This is a genomic window from Cupriavidus lacunae (genome assembly GCF_003353055.1).
GTDB classification, from domain to species: Bacteria; Pseudomonadota; Gammaproteobacteria; order Burkholderiales; family Burkholderiaceae; genus Cupriavidus; species Cupriavidus lacunae.
The window spans coordinates 114,969-137,797 of the sequence record NZ_QKWJ01000015.1 but is presented as its reverse complement, the minus strand read 5'-3'; the positions used below and the strand labels follow the sequence as shown (position 1 = coordinate 137,797).

The window sequence follows — 22,829 nt, the reverse complement described above, 5'->3', positions numbered from 1 at the left end:
GCGCTGGAAATCGCCGGGTGTGGCACTGTCCACACCATGCGGCTCTGGCAGTCATGCTAACCCGCGTTTGATTCCTCGCGGCGGGCCAGCCCTCTTGCCCCCAGGAGAGTCATGCTGACTATTAACGGCCTCCAGGCTATTGTTTCCGGGGTGGGTAGCGGACTTCCAGGATATCGATCTGCTCGACCCCGGCCGGCGTGCGCAGCGGCACGGTATCGCCTTCGCGCGCCTTGATCAGCGCCTTGGCGATCGGCGAGATCCAGCTCACGTGGTTCTGGTCCAGGTCGACTTCATCCATGCCGACGATGGTGATCGTGGTCTCCTCGCCGGAAGTATGCGAGTAGGTGACGGTGGCGCCGAAGAAGATCTGGTCGTTGTCACCCTGCAGGGACGGGTCGACCACTTCGGCCTTGTCCAGGCGCCGCGTCAGGAAGCGGATGCGGCGGTCGATCTCGCGCAGGCGCTTCTTGCCATAGAGATAGTCGCCGTTCTCCGAGCGGTCGCCATTGGACGCGGCCCACGAGACGATCTGCACCACGTCGGGCCGGTCGACATCGATCAGGTGCATCAGCTCAGTGCGCAGGCGCTCGTAGCCTTCCGCGGTGATGTAGTTCTTGGTGCCGGGAGGCAGCGGGGCTGCGCCTTCGGGGAGATCGTCGTCCTCGTCGTCCGAGGACTCTTTGACAAATGCCTTGTTCATGGTCCGGATCACTTCTTCGGTCTGTCATTATAGGAAAACACCACTGGCAGGCTGCGCCGGCGGGCGTCCGTTTCGCCCCCTCTCAAGGAAAGATCACAAAAAAGTTGAGAGGGGGCTTCACAAAAACAAAAACTGCGTTATAATCTTTTTCTCGCGTGCGGCTGTAGCTCAGTTGGATAGAGTACTTGGCTACGAACCAAGGGGTCGTGGGTTCGAATCCTGCCAGCCGCGCCACCTATGCAGAAAGAGAAAGGGCTTCCGGAAACGGAAGCCCTTTTTCGTTTCCGTCCACGCTTGACGCTTGCCTTTGAAGGTCGCCGGTCCGCGTGCCGCGGATTCCTTCCTCCTTCGCTTTCCTTCCCTGCCTTCCCGTTTCGTTCGCGCCTTGCCTGCGATTGCTGCGTCACGGCTTGCGGTCGCGCGTGCGGCCTCCTAGGCTCGAATCAGGCACAACACCAACCCTGGGAGCTGAGCGCATGGAAAACGAGTGGCGCGTCGAGGAGTATCGCGGCATGGATGTCTATGTCCTGGTATCGCCGCAAGGGCAGGGCAGCATCGGCCGCTGGGGTTATGAAGTGCGCGTGTCGCAGGAAGGCGCGGACCCTGCTGACGCCGGCGACACCGAATTGCTCGCCAGCGGTCCCCAGCAGTTTGCCACGCGCCATGCTGCAGAGGTGGCCGCATTCGGTGCCGGCTATGCTTTGGTCGATCGCCTGCTCGGGCCCGCGACATAGAGCGCTGCGGGCGATTGCGGTTGGCGCAACGCCTTATATCATGCTGTGATCTATCGTTACGCCGAGACTGTGCTTGCAGCCCACGAACCCGATGGCAAGCTGAAGCGCATCGCATGACGGCGGCGTGCGGAAACGAACAATTTCATGCGCAGGGAAGATAGTGCTTGCCATGGGCCTATGTATCGCCCATAATCCGTCTCCTTCAGACGCGGGGTGGAGCAGTTGGCAGCTCGTCGGGCTCATAACCCGAAGGTCGCAGGTTCAAGTCCTGCCCCCGCAACCAACGCCTGGCATCAGTCATCCGCGGCATTCGCCGCAGTCCTTCAAGGCGTTGTTCTCAAGGCCATCCGGCCTGACTCACTCACTGTTCCGATGTGAATCCGCGAAGTGCCAGCGCATGGGCCAAAGCATGGCCTTGCTGCATTCGTGCGTCTGGTCGCTATGCCGGCACAAGTTCCGCTGCACGCCTGAACGTATCGCGTACCAGAGGCTGGTCTTCACGCTCGGCGGCGTCGGCACGATCGCGCAGCCGCGCGGCCAGCACGGTCAGGGTTCCCAGTGCCTGCGGCCCGCCGGCAGCCTGGCACTTGGTCACGGCTTCGCGCATCATCGCATCGAGTTCGCCGCTGACATCGGCACCATCGAAGGCGCTCACCGAGAGGGCCGAGATGCGTTCCAGGTAGAGATTGACCAGCGCTTCGTCGTGTAGCGGTTCGGACATGTCTTCTCCTTGTCGATGATGGGAATACTCAGACCATTGTAGTGAACGCACCGCCTGGCCGGGATCAAACGGTAATGATTCTTGTTCTGTTCTGTGCCGGGATTCCCATACAATGAGCGCCTGCCCGATTTATCCCGATATGGTTGCCATCATGCTGCTGCAGATTCCCGACGTACTGTCCAAGGCCCAGGTGGCGCAAGTCCGGCAAGTCATCGATGCAGCGCCGTGGGCCGACGGCAACGAGACCTCGGGCTACCAGTCGGCGCTGGCCAAGCGCAACCTGCAGTTGCCGGAGGGCTCGCCCGCGGCGCGCGAGGTGGGCGACCTGATCCAGGACGCACTCGGCAACCATGCGCTGTTCTTCTCGGCGGCGCTGCCGCTGAAGGTCTATCCGCCGCTGTTCAACCGCTACGAGGGCGGCCACACCTTTGCCAGCCACGTCGACAACGCGATCCGCTACCTGCGCGGCACCAGCTTTCGCATCCGCAGCGACCTGTCGGCGACGCTGTTCCTGACCGAGCCGGAGGAATACGACGGCGGTGAACTGGTGATCGAGGACACCTACGGCCAGCAGCGCGTGAAGCTGCCGGCCGGGCATATGGTGCTGTACCCGGCCACCAGCATCCACCACGTGACGCCGGTCACGCGTGGGGCGCGGGTGTCATCGTTCTTCTGGATCCAGAGACATGGTGCGCGACGACGGCCAGCGCGCGATGCTGTTCGAACTTGACGGACGCATCCGCCACGTGGCGCAGGAACTCGGCCAGGCGCATGAATCGGTGATCGGCCTGACTGGGGTCTATCACAACCTGCTGCGCCGCTGGGCGGACGCCTGAGCGCGGCTATTCGTCGCGCCGTCGCTGCATCTGCAACAGTTCGATGGGAGAGGGCTGGATGCGCCGCCGCGCCGGACGCAGCGCGCGGTTGGGCCACAGCACGTAGTTGGTGTGCGGATCCAGCGGCTTGCCGAAGTACGAGACCCAGACCTGCACGCCTTGCTCGGTTTCGGCAATGATGGCCGCGACGGCGCGCGCCGCGGCGGAAGGGGACTTGAGCAGTTCCGCCAGGGCTTCGACGCCCTGCACGACATGGTGCTTCACCCCTGCAAACCATGCGTACTGACGCATGGCGGACAACAAACGCTTGGTCATGGACGCGACTCTGCTTGTGTGGAAGTGCGAGTAAGACTGGCACGCTTCCAAATTGTTCACGGCTGTTTGCGAAACACCGGCATGACTGCGGCGCCATGTCGCTGAGATGCAATGCGCGCGGCATGCGTCACCTGGTGTCGCTCCTGTGCTGCCTGCATCATGTGGCGTGCGGCGGCTGAGGTACCAGTGCAGAGAGTACCATCGCCAGCCGGTCCAGTGCAGGGTCGATATCCAGCAGGTCGATAGCGCCGAAGCCCAGCAGCAACCCGGCACAGGTTGCAGGCGGCCTGGCATAGCAGGGATCGAGCGTGGCGAGCTCCAGGTCGGCCAGACGTGCCATGGAGACCAGCGCCTCTGTCGCCACCGGCACGCGCAGCCTTGCGGCCAGGTGGAAGCCCGCGCTCGCCGGCAGCGGCTCCAGCCACGGCGACAGGTCGCCCTGCAACCGCGCCAGCAGCCGGGCGCGGCGCTGGGCGTGGCGCGCGTGCGAGCGCCGGATATGGCGCAGCAGGTGCCCTTCGGCCAGGAAGCGTGCCAGTGCCTGCTGGAGCAGCGTCGGCGTGTGCCAGTCCATCAGGTGCTTGACCTTGCGCGCGGCCGGCATCAGCCAGGGCGGCACCACCACGTAGCCACCGCGCAGGTTTGCCGCCAGCGTCTTCGAGAATGTGCCGAGGTAGACCACGCGGCCATGCCGGTCCAGCGTCTGCAGCGCGTCCAGCGCCTGGCCGCCGTAGCGGAATTCACTGTCGTAGTCGTCTTCCAAAATCACCGCATGGCGGCGCGCCGCCCAGTCGAGCAAGGCCTGGCGCCGCGCCAGGCTCATCGGCACGCCCAGCGGCGACTGGTGCGAGGGCGTGACATAGACCAGCGTGGCGTCGTTCGGCAGCGCCGCCACCACCAGTCCTTCGTCATCGACCGGCACCGGCACCACCCGTGCGCCCAGGCCCAGGAACAGCGCGCGCGCCATCGGGTAGCCGGGGTCCTCCATTGCCACCACCGCGCCGGGCCCGAGCACCAGCCGCGCCAGCAGGTCGATGCCCTGCTGCGCGCCACTGGTGACCAGGATGTCGGTCGGCGCGCTCTGCACGCCGCGCGTGAAGGCGATATGGCGGGCTATGGCCTGGCGCAGCACCATCTCGCCGGCCGGATCGGCGGGGCCGGGCGGACGCGCGCGCTCGGCGGCCAGCGCGGCGCGCACGCAGCGCGACCAGGCCTCATGCGGAAAGCGCGTGGTATCGGCCTGCCCTGGCTGGAAGGCATAGCGCGCGCCGCCTGCAGCGCCCAGGAACGGTGTGGGCACTGCCATCCAGCGCTGCACGGCGGGCGGCAGCACCGGCGGCGCCGTTGAGCGCATCACCGGGCGCGCGAGCCCTTCGGCCACATAGGTGCCGTCGCCCACGCGCGCGTGCAGCCAGCCCTCGGCCACCAGCCGTTCATAGGCCGTGGTCACGGTCTTGCGCGCCACGCCCAGCTGCGTGCCGAGCAGGCGCGAGGGCGGCATGCGCGCACCGGCATCCAGCCGGCCGCCCTGGATGGCGTCGCGGATCTGGTGGACGATCTGCGCGGTCAGGTCGCTGCCGTGGTCCAGGGAGAGGTGCAGTTCCATGGGGAGGGATCGGTACCGGAAATTGGTCTACCAATTTTGCCGGAAATTGGCGGTGTACGGAGCCAATCCAAGCACCTATCTTTCATCCCAACGGGCGCGACACCAGTGCCCGCTGAATCCAACCAGTCAAATCGGAGATTGATCATGGAAGAACGGATGAACTGGCAAGACGTGGCCCCTGACGCCTACAAGGCAATGGTCGGCGTGGAGATCTACCTGGCGCGCTGCTCGCTGGAGGCCACGCTGAAGGAACTGGTGAAGATCCGGGCCTCGCAGATCAACGGCTGCGCATTCTGCCTGGACATGCACGTGACCGATGCGCGCAAGCATGGCGAAAGCGAGCGCCGCCTGAACCTGCTGCCGGCCTGGCGCGAAGTGAGCTGGTTCACCCCGCGCGAGCGCGCCGCGCTGGCCTGGACCGAGGCGCTGACGCTGCTGCCGCAAAGCCAGGCGCCGGACGCGGACTACCAGGCCTTGCGCGAGCAGTTTTCGGAAAAGGAAATGGCCGACCTGACCCTGCTGATCTCGGCCATCAACGCCTGGAACCGCTTCGGCGTCGGCTTCCGCCGCCAGCCGCCGGCGCTCTGAGCGCCTTGCGCTCCCGCCTGCCGAAGTGGCCTGCCGATTGACAAGCCGCTGTGCGCTGCATTAGCTTCTGTTGCAGATACTGCACCTATTGGCAACAGCCGGCGGTGCCGGCACGGGAGGCATTGTGGCGATACCTCAGGAAGGCGGGGCGGTCCAGCCCAAGGCCCCGGCAGCGGCACCGGCTGCAATGCCCGTCGAGGCTCGGCGCGAACGCGGCAAGGCCCTGCGCACGCAGGTGCCGCGCGGCACGCATGATGCCATCGGCAATGTCGACCGGGATCCTGTCGTATTGCTGGAGGTCAGCAGCCAGGGCCGGGTGCCGCGGCTGGTGCCGCTGCGCTACGGCCGCATGATCCAGTCGCCGTTTGCCTTCTTTCGCGGCAGCGCCATCATCCAGGCCCACGACCTGGCCGGCAGGCCGGATTCGGGCCTGCCCATGCAGATCTGCGGCGACTGCCACCTGGCCAACTTCGGCGGCTTTGCCTCGCCCGAGCGCGTGCTGCTGTTCGACCTCAACGATTTCGACGAAACCAGCCCGGGCCCGTGGGAGTGGGACCTCAAGCGCCTGAGCGCAGCTTCGTGGTGGCGGCACGCCACCTGCGGCACAAGGCGGGTGTGGCCGAAGCCCTGGTGCGCGAGGTGGTGGGCAGCTACCAGCGGCGCACGGCCGCCTATGCCGAGATGGGCATGCTCGACACCTGGTACGACCGCATCAGCTTCGAGCGGCTGCTCGAAGAAGAAACCTTGCCCGAGGTCCAGAAACGCATCCGGCGCGGCATGGAGCGCGCCGCTGACCGCACCCACGAATCGCTGCTGCCCAAGCTGGCCGAGCGCATCGGCGACCGCTGGTCGATTCTCGATGCGCCGCCGGCCATCTTCCATGTGCGCGGCGAGCAGACCCTGTTCGGCCCGGACGACGACTGGCTGGCCGCCAGCGACGAAGACCTGGGGCTGGACGAGGCCTACAAGGACTACCTGTCGACGCTGGCGCCCGACCGGCGCCGGCTGCTTGCCCATTTCACGCGCCATGACCTGGCCTTCAAGGTGGTCGGCGTGGGCAGCGTGGGCACGCGCTGCCTGGTGCAGTTGCTGGTGGACCAGCATGACAAGCCGCTGTTCCTGCAGGTCAAGGAGGCGACCAGGTCGGTGGTGGCGCGCTACTACAAGAGCGCGCCGACCGCGCATGAGGGCCGCCGCGTGGTCGAGGGCCAGCGCCGGATGCAGGCCGCCAGCGACCTGTTCCTGGGCTGGACCAAGGGGCCGTTCGGGCGGCACTTCTATATGCGGCAGCTGCGCGACATGAAGCTGTCGGCACAGATCGAACTGATGGACGCCGAGCTGCTTGGCCGCTATGCCTCGCTGTGTGGCTGGGTGCTGGCGCGGGCCCACGCCAAGGCTGGTGGCCTCGCGGCCGAAGTGAGCGGGTACCTCGGGCGCAGCGACCGCATGGCCGACGTGATGGTAGGCTATGCCAATGGCTATGCCGACCAGGTCGAGCGCGACTATGACCAGTTTGTCACCGCGTGCCGTTCGGGCCGCCTCGAGGCGCGCACCGATGCCGACATGGCCGCGGATTTCCGCGTGTAGATTGCCGTGCCCTGCCAGGAGTCTGCCCCATGACCGAAGACACCCTGCTGCAACTGATGACGGAAGTCGAGAAGGAAGACCCGATCGACTACGCCGATCTGCCGTTCGATGACGCCGCGCTGCGCCGGCTGGCGTGCCGGCTGATCGCCGAGCGCTCCAGCGAGATGGAGGCGTCCGGCCTGCCGGTGGAGGCGCTGCTGGCCACGATGTGGGCCTCGACCGCCAAGCTGGTGCTGGAGAACCTGGTGCTCAACGCGCGCCTGCTGACGCTGCAGGGCCTGCCCGAAGACGCCCAGGCGCTGATCGACCGCATCGCGCGTCAGTCGCGCGGCGACGCCTGAACGCTCCCCGCCGGACGCTTGGCCCGGGGGCGGACCATGTGCAGCAGCAGGCTCAATCTGCGGCGCCATCGCCGTTTCGTTAAAATATTGTTTTTCACCCAGCTGGCCCGCGGCGCGACACGCGGCGGAGACGGCTGACCAGGAGGATTTCGGTGATCAAGTGGATATTCGTCGCGGGCTACCTCGGTGCCATCCTGTATGTGCACTTCCGCGGCAAGGTGCGCCTGCGCATCTGGCGCCAGCTGCTGGACCATTCGGCCCTGGTGGCGCCGATCAACTGCTTCATGTACGCGTTCTCGGGCGTGCCCCGCACACCGTATATTCCGGTCGATAGTTTCCCCGACCTGGAAAAGCTGCGCGCCGCCTGGCCCGAGATCCGCGACGAAGGCCTGGCGCTGGCCGCGATGCGCAAGATCAAGGCCGCCGACAAGAACGACGACGCCGGCTTCAACTCGTTCTTCAAGTACGGCTGGAAGCGCTTCTACCTGAAGTGGTACGAGGCCCAGCACCCGTCGGCCGAACAGTTCTGCCCCAAGACCGTGGCATTGCTGCGCGAGCTGCCCACGGTCAAGGCGGCAATGTTTGCCGAGCTGCCGCCGGGCGGCAAGCTCAACCCGCACCGCGACCCGTTTGCCGGCTCGCTGCGCTATCACCTGGGCCTGGCCACGCCGAACGACGACCGCTGCTTTATCGAAGTGGACGGCGAGCGCCACAGCTGGCGCGACGGCGAGGGCGTGGTCTTCGACGAAACCTACCTGCACTGGGCCGAGAACCGCAGCGACGCCAACCGGCTGATCCTGTTCTGCGATATCGAGCGTCCGATGCGCTACGGCTGGGCTACGAAGTTCAACCACTGGATGGGCCGTAAGGTCATGACCGCGGCCAGCTCGCCCAATGACGAGGATGACCAGACCGGCATGATCAACCGGCTGTTCCGCTTTGTCTGGCTGGGCGGCCAGTACCGCCGCCGTTTCAAGGCCTGGAACCGCCAGCTCTACTACGTCACCAAGTTCGGCCTGATCGTGCTGGGCGTGGGGCTGATCGTCTATCTGTAAGCGGTTACCGACGGTTTGCTCCCCTCTCCCGCTTGCGGGAGAGGGGCCGGGGGAGAGGGCAGGCACTGGCATACCGACAGGCTTCACTTCGTCGAGACTCCGGCCCTCTCCCCAACCCTCTCCCGTAAGCGGGAGAGGGAGCACACAATCGGCCCGTATCTTTCCTCGCGGAGATCCCGATGCGCGCCCGAATCGGAGTGCTGCTGGCCTTCGCCATCGTTGGCGCGACCGCTTGCAGCAATACCCCAGCAGAGCGTCCGGCGGAAGGCCAGGCGATCGGCATGGCCAACCCCGCCTCCGTCAACTGCACGCAGCGCGGCGGCAAACTGCAGATCGTGTCGACCCCGGCCGGCCAGACCGGCATCTGCACCTTCCCGTCCGGCAAGCAATGCGAAGAGTGGGCGCTGATGCGCGGCGAATGCACGCCCGGCTGAGCCTCAGTCGCGGCGGCGTTCGTTGGCCAGCGCGGTGTAGTAATCGCGCTTGGCCTGGTACATGTGGCTGTCGGCCAGCTTGACGACGTCGCTGAGCCGGTCGCCTTGCAGGCAGGTGGCGTGGCCGATCGAGAAGCTCAGCCGCGTGCCAGGGTAGAACTGGTTGTTCAGTTCGACCACCTTGCCGATCTGCTCGACCACGATGGCGGCGCCGCGCTCGTCGCGCCCGGGCAGCAGGATCATGAACTCGTCGCCGCCGGTGCGCGCCACGCAGGGCTGCTCGCCCACGGCCTTCTTCAGCACCTCGCCGGTGCGGCGCAGCAGCCCGTCGCCGTCGGCGTGGCCGAACTGGTCGTTGACCACCTTGAGGCCGTTCAGGTCCACCGCCACCACGCTGACCGGCCACGGGCCCTTGCGGCCCAGCCGCGCCAGCTCGTCCTCGTAGTAGGCACGGTTGTAGAGCTTGGTCAGCACGTCGTGCTTGCCGAGGAACTCGACATAGGCCTCGGCCTTCTTGCGCGCGGTGATATCGGTCAGCGACACCAGCACCTGGTCCCAGTCGGCCTCCCGTCCCGGGAACACCGACCACTGCATGAACACGTCCACGGCACGGCCATCGAGCGCGTAGTTGATGACCTCGCGCTGCTGCCACAGCTTTTCGTGCCAGAGATCGATCAGCTGCTCGGCAAAATGGATGCGCATGTCGTCGCGGAACACATCGCCCAGCCGCGACAGCAGGATTTCCTTGCTGTCCGCGCCGAACATCAGCAGCGTCTGCTGGTTGACGTCGAGCACGCGGATCTCCTGCATGCAGCGCGAGACAAAGTCCGGATGCACGTTGAGGAAGGTGCGGAAGTCGGTGATGCCGGCGGCGCGCACTTCATCGAGCAGCATCTTGACCGCGCTGAAGTCCTCGACCCACAGCGACACCGGCGAATGCTCGAACAGTCCCAGCGCATACTGCTCGCTGTGGCGCAGCTCGCGCTCGGTGCGCATGCGCGGGGTGATGTCCTTGATCGACAGCAGCACGCGCTCCCAGGTCTGTGCGTGGCCTGGCATCACCGTGGCCTCCAGCTGGATGTCGAGCCGTTCTCCATCCAGCGTGTAGTTGACAGTCTGGCTGGAGAAGCAATTGCCGCCGTCCCACAACTGGCCGAGTTCCTCCACATGCTGGTCGAACATGTCGTCGCGGAAGACCGTTTCGAGGTTGTTCACCAGGTCGTCCAGGTCGGCCGCGCGGAACAGCTCGAGCGTGCGCCGGTTGACCGCGATCACGCGGATCCGTGCGGAGCACTGCGCCACTTGCTGCGGGTTGGCGCGCAGGTGGGCGCGCAGGTCGGTGACGCCATCCTTGCGCAGCTGCGCGAAATACTCGCGCACGGCGCTGAAGTCTTCCAGCCACAGTGAGACTGGTGCCAGCTGAAACAGGGTCTGGTATTCGTCCAGGTTGTTGCCGGCAGGATTGCCGGCACCCTTGCCGACGGACGGCGCCGTGGATGCACTGCTCAAGGCCTTTCTCCTTATTCTTGTTCCCGTGGTGCGCGGCGCCCGCGGTCGGTCTTCGCCCCCCGAGAGCAGACGGGCCGCCCCCCTGCGCACCAGCGCACTAGGATAGGCGAGCCGCAGGCAAAAGGGGAGGGATATTGCAAGCAGGCGCCAGGCCTAGAGCGCCAGCCGCTGCACGATGGCGGCGAGCGTGCCCAGCGCCCGCTCGATCTGCGCCGAGCGCGGCGTGCCGCAGTTGATACGCAGGCAGTGGTCGAAGCGCCCGGCGTTGGAGAACATCACGCCCGGCATCACGCGGATGCCGGCCTGCAGTGCCTGGTCGAACACCGCCTCGGACGAGACCTGCGCGGGCAGCTCCACCCACAGATGCATGCCGCCGCGCGGCGCGCCCAGCCGCGTGCCGGCGGGAAAGCTGGCGGCGATGGCCTGCCCAAACCATTCGCGCTGTGCGTGCAGCCGGGTGCGCAGCCGGCGCAGGTGCCGGTCGTACGCGCCGGATGCGAGGAAGTCCGCGGCCGCCATCTGCGACAGCATCTCGTTGGGCCGCGACAGGCCGAACTTGAGCATCTCCACCCGTGCCTGCCACTTGCCGGCGGCGATCCAGCCCAGCCGCATGCCCGGCGCCAGCACCTTGTGCAGCGAGGCGCAGTGGATCACGTTGCCGCTGCCATCCCAGGCCTTGGCCGCGGCCGGCGGCGCGTCGCTGTCGGCGGTGGCCGAGAAACAGTCGTCCTCGATCAGCGCGATGCCGCGCGCCGCGCACCACTGCACCAGCCGCGCCTTGTGCGCGTCGGGCATGATGCAGCCGAGCGGGTTCTGCAGGTTGGGCACCACCGCGACCGCGCGGATGTTGTCGTAGTGCTGCGCGGCCAGTTCCAGGGCTTCGAGCGAGATCCCGGTCTGGGGGCTGCACGGGATTTCCAGCGCGCGCATGCCCAGGCTTTCCAGGATCTGCAGCAGGCCGTAGTAGGTGGGCGACTCCACCGCGATCACGTCGCCGGGGCCGGCCACCGCGCGCAGCGCGAGATTGAGCGCCTCGGTGCAGCCGTTCGTGATGACGATCTCTTCCGGTGCCAGCTGCACGCGATTGCGCAGCGCCTGCCGCGCGATCGCGGCGCGCAGCGGCAGGTAGCCATCGGGCTCGACCGCCTCGCCGAACAGGTCCGGATGCCGGCGCAGCGCGCGCGCGGCGGCACTGCGCAGCGCCTCGGTCGGGTAGAGCGACGGCGCGCAATAGGCGCCGCCCAGGTTGGTATGCACGTGCTCATGCTGGCTGCGCGCCAGCAGGCCTGAAATGCGCTGGTGGATGCCGACATACTGGGCCGGGTCCGGCAGCGCGGTGGCGGGCTCTGACAGTCCGGCCAGCGGCGCACGCAGCGGCGCGGCAACAAAATAGCCCGAGCGCGGGCGCGCTTCGAGCAGGCCGTCGCTTTCCAGTTGCCGGCATGCCTGCAGCGCGGTGGACAGGCTCACGCTGTGCAGCGCCATCAGTGCGCGCACCGACGGCATGCGGTCGCCGGCGGCGAGCGTGCCGGATTCAATGGCGCGGCGGTAGTGGCCGGCAAGCTGGCGATAGAGCGGGGTGGTGTCCATGGGGGCATCGTGGCGGGGTTGGCCGCATCGGTACAGATACAGAGGCGGGGCCCCTGTATCGTAACAGCCGCAAATCCTGGTTGCTGTTCTGGTCCAGATGGTACAGCGGTGTGCCTGCCGCATACGGTGGCCGGTCGATAGGCTGGAGTCCTGTGCCTGCTACCGGAGTCCTGCCATGAAAAGCGATCTGAACGACATATCAACCGTGGTGCCACTGGTGGCCGGGCAGTGCTTGCGCCTGCGCGTGGCGGCAGGCACCGTGCTGCATGCCGGCGCGGGCGAGCTGGAGGTGGCCGGGCCGCCGCAATGGCTCGCCGACACTTGCCATGTCCCACAACGGCGCCTGCGCGCGGGCGACACGTGGATCGTGCCCGCGCGCGGCTGGCTGGCGGTGTCGGCAAGCCGCGCCGGCGCACTGTCGCTCACGGCCCCGCCGGGCTGGCTGCCCCGGCTGAAAGCCTGGTTGGCGTTGTCCTGGCGCCGCGCCGGCACGGCCCGGCAGCCCGTATCCGGCCAGATTCCCGACCCCGCGCCCGAAAGACTATAAAATTGCGGTCCGGCCGGCCTGGCACATTGGTGTGCCCAACCCCCCGGCCGCAGTTCTCGGGTTCCCCATGCTACGTCTAAGTGAAGTCAAACTCCCGCTCGACCATACCGAAAGCGACCTGGACGCCGCCGTGCGCGCCGGCGCCGCGCAGATCGGCGTCAAGGGGGACGGCCTGATCGGCTATACCGTGTTCCGCCGTGCCCACGATGCGCGCAAGCGCTCGGATATCAAGCTGACCTACATCATCGATATCGAGGTGCAGGACGAGGCCGCGGCCATCAAGCGCATGGCCGGCAAGCCGCACTGGAGCGTGACGCCCGACATGGAATACCGCTACGTCGCGCGTGCGCAGGCGGGCAGCACGCATCCGCGCCCGGTGGTGATCGGCATGGGGCCGTGCGGCCTGCTGGCCGGGCTGATCCTGGCGCAGTCGGGCTTCCGCCCCATCATCCTGGAGCGCGGCAAGGCAGTGCGCGAGCGCACCAAGGACACCTTCGGCCTGTGGCGCAAGAGCGTGCTCAACCCCGAGTCGAACGTGCAGTTCGGCGAAGGCGGCGCGGGCACGTTCTCGGACGGCAAGCTGTACAGCCAGATCAAGGACCCGAAGCACTATGGCCGCAAGGTGCTCAATGAGTTCGTGCGCGCCGGCGCGCCGGAAGACATCCTGTACAAGGCACGCCCGCATATCGGCACCTTCCGGCTGGTGAGCATGGTCGAGAAGATGCGCGCCGAGATCACCGGGCTGGGCGGCGAGATCCGCTTCGAGACGCGCGTGGACGATATCGACATCGACGGCGGCCAGGTGCGCGGCCTGAAGCTGTCCAACGGCGAATACCTGGAAGCCGACCACGTGATCATGGCGGTGGGCCACAGCGCGCGCGACACCTTCCAGATGCTGCATGACCGCGGCGTGTTCATGGAGGCCAAGCCGTTCTCGCTGGGCTTCCGCATCGAGCATCCGCAGGGGCTGATCAACCGCAGCCGCTTCGGCAAGTTCGCCGGCAACAAGCTGCTGGGCGCGGCCGACTACAAGGTCGTGCATCACTGCAGCAATGGCCGTTCGGTGTACAGCTTCTGCATGTGCCCGGGTGGCACGGTGGTGGCGGCCGCGTCCGAGCCGGGCCGCGTAGTCACCAATGGCATGAGCCAGTACAGGCGCGCCGAGCGCAACGCCAATGCGGGCATCGTGGTCGGCATCACGCCGGAGGACTATCCCGGCGGCCCGCTGGCCGGCATCGAGTTCCAACGCAAGTGGGAAGAGCGCGCATTCGAATTGGGCGGTAGCAACTACTGTGCGCCGGGTCAACTGGTGGGCGATTTCATCGCGGGCCGGGCGTCTACGGCACTGGGCTCGGTCGAGCCCTCGTACAAGCCCGGCGTGACGCCGACCGACCTGAGCACCGCGTTGCCTGATTACGTAATCGAGGCGATCCGCGAGGGCATCCCCGAGATCGACAAGAAGCTGCCCGGCTTTGCGCTGCATGACGCCGTGCTGACCGGCGTGGAGACGCGCACCTCGTCGCCGCTGCGCATCCGCCGCAACAACGATGACTACCAGAGCATCAATGTGAAGGGCCTGTACCCGGCGGGCGAGGGCGCGGGCTATGCCGGCGGCATCTACTCCGCGGCGATCGACGGCATCGAAGTGGCCGAGGCCGTGGCGCTCAGCATCGTCGGCGACAAGCCCGCCTAAGCCTGCTTGAGGTAAGCCGCGGCCCCCAGCGCCGCGGTGCGCCCGCTGGCAAAGCACGCCGACAGCAGGTAGCCGCCGGTGGGTGCCTCCCAGTCCAGCATCTCGCCCGCGCAGAACACGCCGGGCAGCGCGCGCAGCATCAACCCTTCATCCATCGCTTCGAAGCGCACGCCGCCAGCGCTGCTGATCACTTCGTCGATGGGCCGTGCGCGCAGCAGCCGCAGCGGCAGCGCCTTGATCGATGCGGCCAGCGTGTCGGCGTCGTGCATCGCTTCCTTCGACAGGCATTCACGCAGCAGCCCGGCCTTGACGCCGGTGAGGCCGAGCCGGCTTTGCAGGTGGCTCGACAGCGAACGCGCACCGCGCGGATGCTTCACCTGCGCGCTGACGTGTTCCGCGCTGTGCGCGGGCAGCAGGTCGAGGTGGATGGTGGTGTCGCCATCGGCTTCGATGCGGTCGCGGATCGGCGCGGACAGTGCATAGACCAGGCTGCCTTCGATGCCGGTTGCGCTGATGACGAACTCGCCCTGGCGGTAGTGCGCTTGTCCGTCATGGTCAGTCAGGGCGATGGCGACCGGCTTGACCGGCTCGCCGGCAAAGCGCCCGGCGAACGCTTCGCTCCATGCCACATCGAAGCCGCAGTTGGCGGGACGCAGCGGGGCGATCTCGACGCCGCGCTCGGCCAGCCGCGGCACCCACGCGCCGTCCGATCCCAGCCGTGCCCAGCTGGCGCCGCCCAGCGCCAGCACCACGGCGCGCGCCTGCACGACCGTTTCGCCGTGCGGCGTGGCAAAGCGCAGCGCGTGCGGCGCGCCTTCATTCCAGCCCAGCCAGCGGTGGCGCATATGGAACTGCACGCCGGACTCGCGCAGGCGGTGCAGCCAGGCGCGCAGCATCGGCGCGGCCTTCATGTCGGTCGGGAAGACGCGGCCGGAACTGCCGACGAAGGTCTCGATGCCAAGCCCGTGCACCCAGTCGCGCAGGGGCTGCGGGCCGAAGCCCGCCAGCATCGGCGCGATCTGCGCGGTGCGGGCGCCGTAGCGGCCCAGGAAGGCCGGCTCCGGCTCCGCGTGGGTCAGGTTCATGCCGCCCTTGCCGGCCATCAGGAACTTGCGCCCGACCGACGGCATGGCGTCGTAGACGGCCACGCTGGCACCCTGCGCCGCCAGCACTTCGGCCGCCATCAGCCCGGCCGGGCCGCCGCCGATGACGGCAACGTCGAGGCAGGCTTGGGAAGGGGTGGAAGTGGCGCAAGGGGGCATCGGGAGGCTCGGCAGGGGCGGGGGTGTTTCCGCCGCGGATTATAGAGCCTGCGGCAGCGCTAGAATGAGGCTTTGCCGCGCATCGCCATCATGTCCTCCGCTACTCACTCCGCAGACACCGTCATCGCCGCCACCCGCCACTGGCTGGAGCGCGCCGTGATCGGGCTCAACCTGTGCCCGTTTGCCAAGAGCGTGTATGTGAAGGAGCAGGTGCGCTACGTGGTCAGCACCGTCACTGAGGCGCCGGACGCGATGGACGACCTTGAGCGCGAACTGCGCCTGCTGGCCGATGCCGACCCCGACCAGATCGACACGACGCTGCTGATCCTGCCGGATGCGGTGGCCGATTTCCTCGACTTCAACGACCTGCTGTATTTTGCCGAGCGCCTGCTTGGCAGCCTCGGGCTGGAAGGCACGCTGCAGATCGCCAGCTTCCATCCGCAGTACCAGTTTGCCGGGACCGAGCCGGACGATATCGAGAACTACACCAACCGCGCGCCGTATCCGATCCTGCACCTGCTGCGCGAGGATTCCATCGCCCGCGCGGCGGCGGCGTTCCCGGATGCGGCGGACATCTACGAGCGCAACCAGGCCACCATGCGCCGCCTGGGCCACGACGGCTGGCAGCGCTGGATGGCGGGCGAGGACGAGCCCGAAAAAGGCTGATTACGCGGCAGGCACCGGCGCGGTAAAGAAGCGCTCGCGCATTTCTTCCAGTCCCAGCCTTTCCAGCACTTCTTCCAGCCGCTCGGCCGGGCGGCGCCGCGGCAGGTCCTTGTACTGCGCGATGATCAGCTCGTTCTTCATCGAGTGTTCCCAGCCCACCAGCTCGGTCACGCTGACCTGGTAGCCGTGCGCCTCCAGCTGCAGGCAACGCAGCACGTTGGTCACCTGGCTGCCGAACTCGCGCGTATGCAGCGGGTGGCGCCAGATCTCCGTCAGCGGGTTGCCCGCCAGCAGCTTGCCCTTGTGCTTGCGCAGCACGCTGGCCACCTCGGCCTGGCAGCACGGCACCAGCACGATATGGCGCGCCTCCTTGGCCAGCGCAAAGCGGATCGCATCGTCGGTCGCGGTATTGCACGCATGCAGCGCTGTGACGACGTCGACGGTGGGCGGCAACTGCGGCGACGTGATCGAATCCGCCACCGACAGGTTCAGGAACGACATCCCCGGAAAGCCCAGCCGCGCGGCCAGCGCCTGCGAGGTCTTCACCAGTTCTTCACGGGTTTCGATGCCGTAGATGTGCGAGTCGTCCTGCAGCGTCTTGAAGAACAGGTCGTAGAGGATAAAGCCCAGGTACGACTTGCCGGCGCCGTGGTCCACCAGCGAGACGCGGCCGCGCTCGGCCTTGACCTCCTGCAGCAGCGGTTCGATGAACTGGAACAGGTGGTAGACCTGCTTGAGCTTGCGCCGGCTGTCCTGGTTCATCTTGCCGTCGCGCGTCAGGATATGGAGTTCCTTGAGCAGTTCGATGGACTGGCCGGGGCGGATTTCGTGGGTATTTGACATGAGGGGGACTGCGCAGGCTGCGGGACGCGGCGCGTCCCGGAATGCCGACAGTTTACCGAAAAGTCCCGGAGGGCTCCTGGTAAGGACCCTGCCGCCGCGCGCGGCATGGAGATCCGACGGTTTGTGCAAGCAGTGGGTGCGGTGCGGATTTGTAAGAATTTGTGAGCTATTGGCGAGCCAGGCCTGAACAGCTCGACGCAATAATCGACAAACTCGACAAATATGCTTAATCGCGATTGTTTGGTATTGCTGTTGTTGTGTAACCTCGGGTTCATGCCGCAGGGCGGCATCACAAAAAGAAGAAGGGGAAGCGCTTTGAACGCAATGACGTTGGGACTGACGACCCGCAAAGCCGCCATCGGCCTGGGCGTCATGGCATTGCTGGCCGTGGCCGGCTGTCCGGCGCTTTCGTGGTCAACCGCGACAAGGAAGACCGCTCGTGGTATCCGCTGCTCAATGAGATTCCGGACCATGCCGGCTTTATGCGCAATGGCAGCCGGCAGGAACTGGTGATTGCGCTGGCGCAGGCCTCTTCCGTCGACGTGCTGCGCTTCCGCGGCCTTTCCGATGCGGGGGCGCGAAGCAATGCGCGCCATGCCCGGGTCGAGGCCTCCGCAGGAGGCGTGCAAGGCCCCTGGGCCGTAATCTACGACGCGGACCTGCCGGGGCAGGACGGCTACGATACCCGCGTGCCGCTGCCCCAGCCCGTGAAGGCCGAGGCCCTGCGGCTGACGCTGACCGGCAACCGCTGGTCGGGTGATCAGGACGAAGGCCAGATCGGCCTGCAGCAGTTCATGGCGTACGGTAAGCCCGAGGCCGCGGCCGACAAGGTGCGCCAGGTTGGCGGCATCTACCAGTTCCCGGTGGAATTCGGATCCTCCGGCTACGTGCTGCTCCACCAGGACGGCGCGGCGGTCGAAGGCTGCTATGTGGAAGGCGACTACAGCAACAAGCAGATGAAGATTGCGCAGGTGCTCGGCACGATTTCCGGCGGGCTGGAAAACGGCGCCCTGCTGGCCTTCCGGCGCACCACCGAGGGCGCGCCGGAGAAGGGCGCCATGGCATTCAGCCCGGACGGCAGCCATGCCTACGCCGCGCTGGTGAAGGGCGATGCCCGCACCTTCGACAGCGTGCGCGAAGCCGGCGGCTGGCGCCTGGCGGACAAGGCGCCGCCGTGCTTCCCGAAGGCCGACGCCGCCCCCGATCCCATCGGCCAGGCGCTTGAGGGTGCCGGCCGCGTGCAGCTCTATGGCGTCAACTTCGAAACCGATTCCGACGTGCTGAGCGCGGCGGCCCTGCCCGTGCTCGACCGTGCCGCCAAGGCGGTGGTGGCGCACCCGGACTGGCGCCTGCGCGTGGAGGGGCATACCGACAGCACCGGCGGCGACGCGCGCAACCAGCCGCTGTCCGAGCGCCGCGCCGCCGCCGTCAGGCACTACCTGGAGAGCGCCGGCGTGCCCGCTGGCCGGCTCGACGCCAGGGGCTATGGCGCCACCCATCCGCTGATGCCCAACGACACGCCATTCGGCCGCGCGCAGAACCGCCGCGTGGAGCTGGCCAGGCAGTGATGACGCATGGAGAACCGAGCGATGTCCATGAATTCCGACGACCGCGCTAGCGCGCGTCAATCCCTGGACCGCCGCACGGCGCTTGGCGCAAGCCTGGCCCTGGCGGCCCTGTTGCTGCCGGCCGCCGCTTCGGCCGGCGTCTGCGACGCGCCGTGGACGCATGACGGCGGCGAGATCCGCATGACGATGCAGGGCGGTGCGCCGGGCACGGCGACCATGTCCGTGTCCGGCGTGCGCAAGTCGGGCAAGGGCCAGTGCAATGCCAATATCAGCGTCGTGTCAAACGTGGCCGCGGCCGGCTCGGCCAACGAGACGCGGCTGGACTACACCATGGCGGTGATCGAAGACCGCCTGACCATCTCGCGCGGCGGCGCGCCGGGCAAGGTCGAGGGCAAGAGCGCCGCCGGCACGGCATCGGGCATGCTCGACAGCAGCGCGGTCGGCACCCTTGCCTACGGCGGCGTCATTGAAGCGGAAGGGCAGCGGCTGCCGGGCGAGTCGCAGACGGTGCGCATGGACCTGCAGCTGACCGCGGCCGGCCAGAGCGCCGGCCAGGCCAAAATCCCGTCCGCCAGGGTCACCATCGGCGGCAAGGTCGTCGGCAAGCGCGCGACCATTCCTACCCGCCTCGGCCAGAAATCCTGTTGGCCGGTCCGCTACGAGCGCACCACGACCATGGCGCCAGTCACGGTGGCGGGCCATACCGTGTCGGTGCCGCCGGCGACCGCCAGCGTCACGGACTGGTACTGCCCCGACATGGGCCTGGTCATGAAGCAGGAGGTGGTGCAGAACGGGCAGGCCGGCACAATCGAGGTGGTCTCGGTCAAGTAGCCCCGTCATCGGGATCGTCCCCGGGGTTTGCCCGCGAAGGCGACGGCAGCCCCGCCGGCGCGGGGTGCTGTGCGCTAAAGTTCTCAGCGCTCCTGCCGTTGGTAATGGATCGATAACCAGCGGAGCGCCGGCACCCGCCGCGCCACCGCAAGACGATTCAGGGGACGCATGACGCAGGAATCTGGGTTGCGCCTGGAACTTGCCGAGCCAGGCGAGCAGGTGCATGCACGCTACGCGCCGCAGCCAGGCAGGCTGCCGCCGGACCAGGCCAGCCTGCGGCAATGCCTGGACAGCCTGGGCTGGGCCGGGGCACGGCTGGATGCGCGCGCGGTGGCGCAGTTCCTGGCGCAGTGCCAGCGGGCCGAGCATGAGATCGATGCCACGATCGGCACGCTGATCGACGGCGCGTTCGAACTCGACATCACCGGCGACGGCCTGGCCGTGCGGCTGACGCTGCTGCCAGCCGAAGGCGGTCGCCCGGTCAGCGCGGAGGATATCCGCCGCGCCGTGGCGGAGCGCGGCGTGGTGGCGCCGGTCCAGGCCCTGGCACTCGATGCCGCGCTGGCAGAAGGCACCTGCGAGCTGCGCACGATTGCCGCCGGCGTCGCGCCGCGACAGGGGAGGCCGGCGCGCTTCATCAGCTTGCTGGAGGCACGCAAGCCGGCGCAGGCCGATGACGAGGCCGGCAAGGTCGACCTGCGCGAGCTGGGCAACCTGTTGCTGGTCAGCCCCGGCACGCCGCTGATGCGCCGCGTCCCGGCCGTGCATGGCAATGACGGCGTGGACGTGTTCGGCAAGCCCGTCGCCGCCGACCCGGTCGAAGACCCGCCTTTCGCCGAAGGCCTGACCGGCGCTGCCGCCGATGCGGACGATCCCAACCTGCTGCTCGCGGTGGTCGCGGGATCGCCGGTGGCAGGCGTGTACGGCATCTCGGTCAGCCCGGTGGTGCAGGTGGAATCGGTCGACCTGCACTCGGGCAACGTGGCGTTCGACGGCACGCTGCGCGTGTCGGGCGACATCCGCACCGGCATGTCGGTCAACGTCAGCGGTGATGTGGTAGTCGAGGGCACCATAGAAGCCGCCAACGTCGAGGCCGGCGGCAATGTCATCGTCAAGGGCGGCATTATCGGCAAGACCGAGACCGGCCGCGCCGAAGGCGGCATCAGCCGCGCCAGCGTGCGCTGCAAGGGCGCGGTGAAGGCGCGCTTTATCGAGAATGCGGTGGTCGAGGCCGGCACCGAAGTCAATGTCGAAAGCGGCATCCGGCAGAGCGACGTCGCCGCCGGCGAGCGCATCGTGGTGGGCGGCACCGGCGTGCAGGGCAGCATCAGCGGCGGCCGCAGCCGCGCCATGCTGGCCGTGCGCGCCGCAGTGCTGGGCGCCCCGGCCGGTACTGCCACTAACATCCAGGTCGGCCTCAATCCCTACGCCGATGCGCAGCGCGCCGCGCTGGAGGTCGAGCGCCGCCGCATGCTGGAAGAGCAGAACAAGGTCAGGCAACTGGTGGACTTCTTTGCCAGGCATCCCGAGCGGGCCGTGGGCGACCTGCGCGAAAAGGCGCGCGCGACCATGTTCAAGCTGTCGCGGGATCTGTTCGAGCTGGAGGCGCGCCTGGCCGAACTGGGGCAGCAGATGCAGTCGGCTACCGATGCGGTTATCGACGCCGCGCGCCGCATCCACGGCGGCGTCACGCTGCAGGTGGGCAGCCGCGTGCTCAAAGTGATGGAAGACAAGCCTGGCGGCCAGATCCGGCTGCTCGACGACCGCATTACCGTCAGCTGAATCGCGCTGGTATCCGTCGGTATTTGTACTATGCTGCAGCTATGTCCTGGGGTGCCGCAGGATGGGCGAGAGAGCTAGCGTCGGGCAATGAATGCAGAAGCGGATCAGCACTCTGTGGAAGCGTTACACAGAACCGACACACGTGGCACTTGAATAACCGGAAAGGCCAGCCATCCAGGCTGGCCTTTCTGCTTTCTGCGCTGGCCGCCGGGCGAACTACACTGTAGGTGCAACCACTACACAAAGGAGGTTGCTATGGCTGCCACCCTGATCACCGCGCTGGTCCTGATCGCCCTGGTCGCGTGCGCCGCATTTGTCATCTGGATGCTGCGCGAGAAAAACCCGGCGCTGCTGCAGCAGCAGGAGCAGTCGGTTCGGACCTGGTTTGATCACATGATTCATCGACACTGACTCTGCCGATTCGCTATCGTACAGCCCGCCACTATGGCGGGCTTTTTCGTGGCAGCGCCTCATCCGCATTCAGGCCGCCCACAGGCGTAACTCATGCAGCCCACTGCGTTCCACGCGCGTGCCAAGTGCCCGTCCTTCCTCTTCGAACATGGCCTGCAGCCACGCCACGTCTACTTCGCGCGCATGCGCCAGCCGGAAGTGGCTGCGCCGCAACGGCACCAGGCGCAGGTCGGCGCAGCCGCCGGCATCGAAGCTGACGAAAGCCATCAACGCCAGGTCTGGCCGGTAAGTGTCATAGCCGCCGATGCCTTCGTAGTCGTTGATGAAATCGCCGCAGCCATACAGGATCGGCTTGCCGGCATGCACCTCGATGCCCAGCGGATGATGCGACGAATGCCCGTGCACGATGTCGATTGCGCCGCTTTCCACCAGCCCTCGGGCAAAGGCGCGTTGCGCGGGGTCGATGCGATAGCCCCAGTTCGGACCCCAGTGGATCGATACCACCACCACGTCGCCGGCACGCCTGAGCTTGCGCGCCTGCGCGGCAATGCGTTTGCGCGATACGTCTGACCAGTCGTCCAGCAGGTTCACGCCGGAATGCCCGGCGCTGGCGCGCCAGGCCGCGGGTGTGCCGGCATTTTCCATGGCGAAGGCCAGCACCAGCACGCGGCCGCCGCCGGGGCGCGGCAGCGTGGCCGCGTGCGCCGCGCTGGCTTCGTCAGGGCCGGCGCCGGCATGCGCGATATGGGCCCCGTCAAGCGCCGCCAGCGTATCGGCCAGGCCCGCGCGGCCCCAGTCCAGTACATGGTTGTTGGCCAGCACTGCGCAGCCGATGCCGGCGGCCTGCAGGCAGGCGACATTGCCCGGATGCATGCGGTAGTGCACCGCCTTGCCGGGCCAGGCATCGTCGCTGGTGGTGATGGCGGTTTCGAGGTTGACGATGCGCGGCTGCGCGGCGCGGCTTTCCAGTTCCGCCAGTGCATCGCCCCAGGGATATGCCGGCGCGGCGGGGCGCGCGATCGGGCCGGCCTTGCGCTCGGCCAGGTGCACATAGTCGAGCGCGGAATGCACATACGATTCATGCAGCAGCGGCTGGCTCGGGTGCGCCAGGATCTGGTCGATACCGCGTCCGGTCATCACGTCGCCGCACAGGAACAGGGGAGGGTGGCTGGCTGTATTCATGGCCCGGCCGGACGGCGCATAAACACCG

General features: G+C 67.3%; 21 protein-coding genes, 2 tRNA genes and 2 pseudogenes. 16 read left to right on the top strand and 9 right to left on the bottom strand.

What is annotated here, in order from left to right:
• Positions 1 to 136 precede the first annotated feature (136 nt).
• Positions 137 to 700 carry a transcription elongation factor GreB gene (gene greB, locus DN412_RS15000; RefSeq protein ID WP_115212341.1) on the bottom strand — a complete coding sequence of 188 codons (564 nt, stop codon included), beginning with the start codon at positions 698 to 700 and terminating at the stop codon, positions 137 to 139.
• A gap of 157 nt (positions 701 to 857) precedes the next feature.
• Here greB and DN412_RS14995 point away from each other — a divergent pair.
• The 3 genes from DN412_RS14995 (at position 858) to DN412_RS14985 (ending at position 1,717) form a co-directional block, all read left to right on the top strand.
• Positions 858 to 934, top strand: a tRNA-Arg gene (locus DN412_RS14995).
• A 242-nt stretch (positions 935 to 1,176) separates the two neighbouring features.
• A complete protein-coding gene (locus DN412_RS14990; RefSeq protein ID WP_078195651.1) occupies positions 1,177 to 1,434 on the top strand; it encodes a hypothetical protein in 258 nt (85 codons plus the stop codon).
• Between the two features lie 207 nt (positions 1,435 to 1,641).
• Positions 1,642 to 1,717 (top strand) — tRNA-Met (locus DN412_RS14985).
• Positions 1,718 to 1,873: 156 nt separating this feature from the next.
• Here the strand turns inward: DN412_RS14985 and DN412_RS14980 are convergent.
• Positions 1,874 to 2,155 (bottom strand): hypothetical protein, encoded by a 282-nt coding sequence (locus tag DN412_RS14980; RefSeq protein ID WP_115212340.1) that lies wholly within the window; start codon positions 2,153 to 2,155, stop codon positions 1,874 to 1,876.
• Positions 2,156 to 2,306: 151 nt separating this feature from the next.
• On the opposite strand from DN412_RS14980, the pseudogene DN412_RS14975 reads away from it, so the two are divergent.
• Positions 2,307 to 2,991, top strand: a pseudogene (locus DN412_RS14975) (Fe2+-dependent dioxygenase).
• A 6-nt stretch (positions 2,992 to 2,997) separates the two neighbouring features.
• Here DN412_RS14975 and DN412_RS14970 read toward each other — a convergent pair.
• Positions 2,998 to 3,306 carry a hypothetical protein gene (locus tag DN412_RS14970; RefSeq protein WP_013955942.1) on the bottom strand — a complete coding sequence of 103 codons (309 nt, stop codon included), beginning with the start codon at positions 3,304 to 3,306 and terminating at the stop codon, positions 2,998 to 3,000.
• A gap of 157 nt (positions 3,307 to 3,463) precedes the next feature.
• Complete coding sequence (pdxR, locus tag DN412_RS14965; RefSeq protein ID WP_115212339.1) at positions 3,464 to 4,912, bottom strand: MocR-like pyridoxine biosynthesis transcription factor PdxR; 1,449 nt, start codon at positions 4,910 to 4,912, stop codon at positions 3,464 to 3,466.
• A 144-nt stretch (positions 4,913 to 5,056) separates the two neighbouring features.
• Between pdxR and DN412_RS14960 the strand changes: the two genes are divergently transcribed.
• From DN412_RS14960 to DN412_RS14935, 5 genes and pseudogenes are all read left to right on the top strand, one after another.
• On the top strand, positions 5,057 to 5,500 hold the full coding sequence (locus DN412_RS14960) for a carboxymuconolactone decarboxylase family protein (RefSeq protein WP_078195654.1): 444 nt from the start codon (positions 5,057 to 5,059) through the stop codon (positions 5,498 to 5,500).
• 187 nt (positions 5,501 to 5,687) lie between these two features.
• Positions 5,688 to 7,087, top strand: a pseudogene (locus tag DN412_RS14955) (DUF2252 domain-containing protein).
• A 29-nt stretch (positions 7,088 to 7,116) separates the two neighbouring features.
• Positions 7,117 to 7,428: a hypothetical protein gene (locus DN412_RS14950; RefSeq protein ID WP_078195656.1), complete on the top strand. Its 312-nt coding sequence runs from the start codon at positions 7,117 to 7,119 to the stop codon at positions 7,426 to 7,428.
• Positions 7,429 to 7,580: 152 nt separating this feature from the next.
• Positions 7,581 to 8,483, top strand: coding sequence for a lipid A hydroxylase LpxO (lpxO, locus tag DN412_RS14945; protein ID WP_115212338.1), 903 nt, complete (start codon positions 7,581 to 7,583; stop codon positions 8,481 to 8,483).
• 179 nt (positions 8,484 to 8,662) lie between these two features.
• Positions 8,663 to 8,917 (top strand): putative hemolysin, encoded by a 255-nt coding sequence (locus DN412_RS14935; protein ID WP_115212337.1) that lies wholly within the window; start codon positions 8,663 to 8,665, stop codon positions 8,915 to 8,917.
• A gap of 3 nt (positions 8,918 to 8,920) precedes the next feature.
• Here DN412_RS14935 and DN412_RS14930 read toward each other — a convergent pair whose 3' ends face one another.
• Together DN412_RS14930 and DN412_RS14925 are read right to left on the bottom strand one after the other, a co-directional pair.
• A complete protein-coding gene (locus DN412_RS14930; protein ID WP_115212336.1) occupies positions 8,921 to 10,426 on the bottom strand; it encodes a sensor domain-containing diguanylate cyclase in 1,506 nt (501 codons plus the stop codon).
• Positions 10,427 to 10,579: 153 nt separating this feature from the next.
• Entirely contained in the window at positions 10,580 to 12,016 is a 1,437-nt protein-coding gene (locus DN412_RS14925) for an aminotransferase-like domain-containing protein (protein ID WP_115212335.1), read from the bottom strand.
• A 175-nt stretch (positions 12,017 to 12,191) separates the two neighbouring features.
• On the opposite strand from DN412_RS14925, the gene DN412_RS14920 reads away from it, so the two are divergent.
• Both DN412_RS14920 and DN412_RS14915 read left to right on the top strand, forming a co-directional pair.
• Complete coding sequence (locus tag DN412_RS14920) at positions 12,192 to 12,563, top strand: hypothetical protein (protein WP_115212334.1); 372 nt, start codon at positions 12,192 to 12,194, stop codon at positions 12,561 to 12,563.
• A 67-nt stretch (positions 12,564 to 12,630) separates the two neighbouring features.
• Positions 12,631 to 14,256, top strand: coding sequence for an NAD(P)/FAD-dependent oxidoreductase (locus tag DN412_RS14915; RefSeq protein ID WP_115212333.1), 1,626 nt, complete (start codon positions 12,631 to 12,633; stop codon positions 14,254 to 14,256).
• On the opposite strand, the gene DN412_RS14910 is transcribed toward DN412_RS14915, so the two are convergent.
• Positions 14,253 to 15,518: a TIGR03862 family flavoprotein gene (locus DN412_RS14910; RefSeq protein WP_115212332.1), complete on the bottom strand. Its 1,266-nt coding sequence runs from the start codon at positions 15,516 to 15,518 to the stop codon at positions 14,253 to 14,255. The two genes, DN412_RS14915 and DN412_RS14910, sit on opposite strands and share 4 nt — an antisense overlap.
• Positions 15,519 to 15,608: 90 nt before the next feature.
• Here DN412_RS14910 and DN412_RS14905 point away from each other — a divergent pair, with 90 nt between their 5' ends.
• Positions 15,609 to 16,184: a DUF1415 domain-containing protein gene (locus tag DN412_RS14905; RefSeq protein WP_115212345.1), complete on the top strand. Its 576-nt coding sequence runs from the start codon at positions 15,609 to 15,611 to the stop codon at positions 16,182 to 16,184.
• Here DN412_RS14905 and DN412_RS14900 read toward each other — a convergent pair whose 3' ends face one another.
• Positions 16,185 to 17,027: a class I SAM-dependent methyltransferase gene (locus DN412_RS14900; protein WP_115212331.1), complete on the bottom strand. Its 843-nt coding sequence runs from the start codon at positions 17,025 to 17,027 to the stop codon at positions 16,185 to 16,187.
• Positions 17,028 to 17,437: 410 nt separating this feature from the next.
• Here DN412_RS14900 and DN412_RS45485 point away from each other — a divergent pair, with 410 nt between their 5' ends.
• The 4 genes from DN412_RS45485 (at position 17,438) to DN412_RS43785 (ending at position 21,619) form a co-directional block, all read left to right on the top strand.
• On the top strand, positions 17,438 to 18,595 hold the full coding sequence (locus tag DN412_RS45485) for an OmpA family protein (RefSeq protein WP_279635195.1): 1,158 nt from the start codon (positions 17,438 to 17,440) through the stop codon (positions 18,593 to 18,595).
• Between the two features lie 21 nt (positions 18,596 to 18,616).
• Positions 18,617 to 19,426: a hypothetical protein gene (locus DN412_RS14890; protein WP_115212330.1), complete on the top strand. Its 810-nt coding sequence runs from the start codon at positions 18,617 to 18,619 to the stop codon at positions 19,424 to 19,426.
• 168 nt (positions 19,427 to 19,594) lie between these two features.
• On the top strand, positions 19,595 to 21,208 hold the full coding sequence (locus DN412_RS14885) for a DUF342 domain-containing protein (protein WP_115212329.1): 1,614 nt from the start codon (positions 19,595 to 19,597) through the stop codon (positions 21,206 to 21,208).
• Positions 21,209 to 21,463: 255 nt separating this feature from the next.
• Positions 21,464 to 21,619, top strand: a complete 156-nt coding sequence (locus tag DN412_RS43785; protein ID WP_164704821.1) for a hypothetical protein — start codon at positions 21,464 to 21,466, stop codon at positions 21,617 to 21,619.
• 69 nt (positions 21,620 to 21,688) lie between these two features.
• On the opposite strand, the gene DN412_RS14880 is transcribed toward DN412_RS43785, so the two are convergent.
• Positions 21,689 to 22,801, bottom strand: coding sequence for a CapA family protein (locus tag DN412_RS14880; RefSeq protein WP_115212328.1), 1,113 nt, complete (start codon positions 22,799 to 22,801; stop codon positions 21,689 to 21,691).
• Positions 22,802 to 22,829 lie beyond the last annotated feature (28 nt).

Excerpts from the sequence above, each read along its gene's own strand:
- greB (WP_115212341.1), bottom strand. The coding sequence starts at position 700 with ATGAACAAGGCATTTGTCAAAGAGTCCTCGGACGACGAGGACGACGAT.
- DN412_RS14990 (WP_078195651.1), top strand. The coding sequence starts at position 1,177 with ATGGAAAACGAGTGGCGCGTCGAGGAGTATCGCGGCATGGATGTCTAT.
- DN412_RS14980 (WP_115212340.1), bottom strand. The coding sequence starts at position 2,155 with ATGTCCGAACCGCTACACGACGAAGCGCTGGTCAATCTCTACCTGGAA.
- DN412_RS14970 (WP_013955942.1), bottom strand. The coding sequence starts at position 3,306 with ATGACCAAGCGTTTGTTGTCCGCCATGCGTCAGTACGCATGGTTTGCA.
- pdxR (WP_115212339.1), bottom strand. The coding sequence starts at position 4,912 with ATGGAACTGCACCTCTCCCTGGACCACGGCAGCGACCTGACCGCGCAG.
- DN412_RS14960 (WP_078195654.1), top strand. The coding sequence starts at position 5,057 with ATGGAAGAACGGATGAACTGGCAAGACGTGGCCCCTGACGCCTACAAG.
- DN412_RS14950 (WP_078195656.1), top strand. The coding sequence starts at position 7,117 with ATGACCGAAGACACCCTGCTGCAACTGATGACGGAAGTCGAGAAGGAA.
- DN412_RS14935 (WP_115212337.1), top strand. The coding sequence starts at position 8,663 with ATGCGCGCCCGAATCGGAGTGCTGCTGGCCTTCGCCATCGTTGGCGCG.
- DN412_RS14925 (WP_115212335.1), bottom strand. The coding sequence starts at position 12,016 with ATGGACACCACCCCGCTCTATCGCCAGCTTGCCGGCCACTACCGCCGC.
- DN412_RS14920 (WP_115212334.1), top strand. The coding sequence starts at position 12,192 with ATGAAAAGCGATCTGAACGACATATCAACCGTGGTGCCACTGGTGGCC.
- DN412_RS14915 (WP_115212333.1), top strand. The coding sequence starts at position 12,631 with ATGCTACGTCTAAGTGAAGTCAAACTCCCGCTCGACCATACCGAAAGC.
- DN412_RS14910 (WP_115212332.1), bottom strand. The coding sequence starts at position 15,518 with ATGCCCCCTTGCGCCACTTCCACCCCTTCCCAAGCCTGCCTCGACGTT.
- DN412_RS14905 (WP_115212345.1), top strand. The coding sequence starts at position 15,609 with ATGTCCTCCGCTACTCACTCCGCAGACACCGTCATCGCCGCCACCCGC.
- DN412_RS14900 (WP_115212331.1), bottom strand. The coding sequence starts at position 17,027 with ATGTCAAATACCCACGAAATCCGCCCCGGCCAGTCCATCGAACTGCTC.
- DN412_RS14890 (WP_115212330.1), top strand. The coding sequence starts at position 18,617 with ATGTCCATGAATTCCGACGACCGCGCTAGCGCGCGTCAATCCCTGGAC.
- DN412_RS14885 (WP_115212329.1), top strand. The coding sequence starts at position 19,595 with ATGACGCAGGAATCTGGGTTGCGCCTGGAACTTGCCGAGCCAGGCGAG.
- DN412_RS43785 (WP_164704821.1), top strand. The coding sequence starts at position 21,464 with ATGGCTGCCACCCTGATCACCGCGCTGGTCCTGATCGCCCTGGTCGCG.
- DN412_RS14880 (WP_115212328.1), bottom strand. The coding sequence starts at position 22,801 with ATGAATACAGCCAGCCACCCTCCCCTGTTCCTGTGCGGCGACGTGATG.